Origin of the sequence: Microcoleus sp. AT3-D2 (assembly GCF_036705715.1) — a bacterium.
Taxonomy (GTDB): domain Bacteria; phylum Cyanobacteriota; class Cyanobacteriia; order Cyanobacteriales; family Microcoleaceae; genus Microcoleus.
Window position 1 is genome coordinate 1 of record NZ_JAUBVE010000174.1, and the last position, 2,208, is coordinate 2,208.

Genomic DNA, 2,208 nt, shown 5'->3' on the forward strand with positions numbered 1-2,208 from the left:
ACAACAAACTACATTGAAACTTAGTCGGATTTAACTGTAGCATATTTTGGGTTCCAGTTAAGATGCGTTTACCCTGCATTTTTCACAATACCCGCTCACAAAACTGCATCTGTTCAATTGTTGCCCATTCTGCCAAAAACTCTGACTCCAGGTTTGTTGGAAGTGCGCGGCTATGTCTCGCTATTTGTGCCAGCGCGCTCCATCTTTCCAAAGCCTCAACCCCAAAGCAAGAAACCAGTCAAGGTGTTATTGAATCCCGAAATTCGCGGTACTTTCTTACCAAACGATTTCCCATCACCAACTTCAACTTTACCAGACTTCGATCAAATTAATTACACTTTAGCGATCGCCAGTGGAAAAGGCTTGAACGAGATTACCCCTGAACCAGGTAAACCAATTACCATCGATTTACCAATTGTTGCCCCGATTTTGGAAGAGTTACGCAACGGTAATTTGGACTTGGCTACTTTGGAATCAGACAATTCAGAAAAAGCTCAACTGCTAGTGCAACTGCTGGCCCAACTCGATGCCAATGATGTCAATTTGAAAGAGCTAAATACAGTGATGGATAAATTCGATATTCCTGTCAGAATGTCTCGCGGCTAGAACTGTTAAAGGGTAAGTAACTGTAGGGTGGGCATGGCCCACCTTACGTTTGATTACGTTTAATTAAGCCTACGTATACACTCACTGAGCTTTATTCAAATGTCGAACTCATTTAAATTTCAGCCTGTTTCTTTTAGTTGGGTGGCTGTTCATCCGCAGCCAAAAGGTGTTGTTCAATTTATTGGTGGATCTTTTTTTGGTAGTTTGCCAACTTTGTTTTATAGATATTTTTTACAGCAGTTGTTTGAAGAAGGTTATACCGTAGTTGCTTTGCCATTTAGATTTACTTTTCGTCACTGGCCGATCGCTATTGGGTTATTAAAAGAGCAGGAGGTACTGAGAACAGAACTGACCGAGATTGCTCAAAGATTAGGCTATGAAAGCGAAATTTATCAAGAACCATCGAGTTATTTTTGGGTTGGTCACAGTCTGGGATGCAAGTATATTGCTCTTTTAGAATTTTTAAGCGACGATCGGTATCCAAATATTGTGGAGAAATTCTGCGATCGCCCTGACTACGAACGGATTCAAAGGTTAATCGAAAATCTGGGCATCGACAGACCTTCAATTAAAGACCAGCCGTCCTTATTAATTGCTCCTGATATCAGCAATACAGAGAGCGCTATTCCAGTGCGATCGCTAGCAAAACTGTTAGACAAATTCCGCTTAGGAGTGCTACCAACCCGAGAACAAACTCAATGCTTTATTGCTAATAGTTCTCTGTTTAATTTGACGGCAATAATTTCTTTCGAGCGAGACGATATTGCTGGTTCTACCAGTGATATCAAGAAAAGTCCAGAACAACAAAAAAACAGCGATGTACTTTGGCTCCTACAACAGCTAAGTAATAGAAAATTGCCTTTATTGAGCCAGGAAATAGAAGGCAAACATTTAGAGCCGATTGGTATCAAAATCGGTTATTATATTGTTGACCTCAATCCTTGGGATAAATTCATCAAACCTCTGAAAAGCCGATTTCTTGAATATTGGTCTGTTCATTTTTTGGATGCTTTGAAAAAGCGGTGAGACGCTTAACTATCAGTTGTTATTTGCGATCGCCCTTTCAACCCTCTCTCCTCCAACAAAACATCCGCCCAAGCAGCATCAGTTTCGGACAGTGCAGGTACGGGTGCGGCGGTGTAATCGATTCTAAAGTCATAGGCGGCGCGATCGTAAACCCCATTAAATAACGCTTGTAAATCTACAATGGGTTCCGCATCACCGGCGTGCAAAGGCAACGGAGAGGATTGTGAAAATTAAATGTACAACAGCTTATCATTTGCCTTAATTGTGGAACGGGCGTCTCGCCCGTTAAGTGAATCGTGGAACGGGAGAGACGCCCATTAAGTTCATTGTGGAACGGGCGTCTCGCCCGTTATAAAATCTGCGGTTAAAATGACCTAAAAGTCGCCGTAACTACTAATCGCCCCCTGCAACCTCCCAATCACTTCATCAACCGAAATCGCCCCCAACTCCCCAGAAGCACGAGTCCGAATATTCAAACTATTCGCCTCAACCTCCTTCGCACCCACAACACCCATCACCGGAATTTTATCCTTCTCAGCATTGCGAATCAACTTGCCCAAACGCTCGCTATTCTCA

Annotated in this window: 4 protein-coding genes; 2 read left to right on the forward strand and 2 right to left on the reverse strand. The window is 42.6% G+C overall.

Going from position 1 to position 2,208, the window contains the following annotated elements:
- Window positions 1-117: 117 nt before the first annotated feature.
- Window positions 118-606 (forward strand): hypothetical protein, encoded by a 489-nt coding sequence (locus QUB44_RS30580; RefSeq protein WP_333373629.1) that lies wholly within the window; start codon window positions 118-120, stop codon window positions 604-606.
- Window positions 607-705: 99 nt separating this feature from the next.
- Window positions 706-1,632 (forward strand): DUF1350 family protein, encoded by a 927-nt coding sequence (locus QUB44_RS30585; RefSeq protein ID WP_333373633.1) that lies wholly within the window; start codon window positions 706-708, stop codon window positions 1,630-1,632.
- A gap of 5 nt (window positions 1,633-1,637) precedes the next feature.
- On the opposite strand, the gene QUB44_RS30590 is transcribed toward QUB44_RS30585, so the two are convergent.
- Both QUB44_RS30590 and QUB44_RS30595 read right to left on the reverse strand, forming a co-directional pair.
- Window positions 1,638-1,844, reverse strand: a complete 207-nt coding sequence (locus tag QUB44_RS30590) for a DUF4058 family protein (protein ID WP_333373635.1) — start codon at window positions 1,842-1,844, stop codon at window positions 1,638-1,640.
- Between the two features lie 162 nt (window positions 1,845-2,006).
- On the reverse strand, window positions 2,007-2,208 hold a 202-nt coding region (locus QUB44_RS30595; protein WP_333373638.1), incomplete at its 5' end, for a His/Gly/Thr/Pro-type tRNA ligase C-terminal domain-containing protein.

Excerpts from the sequence above, each read along its gene's own strand:
- QUB44_RS30585 (WP_333373633.1), top strand. The coding sequence starts at position 706 with ATGTCGAACTCATTTAAATTTCAGCCTGTTTCTTTTAGTTGGGTGGCT.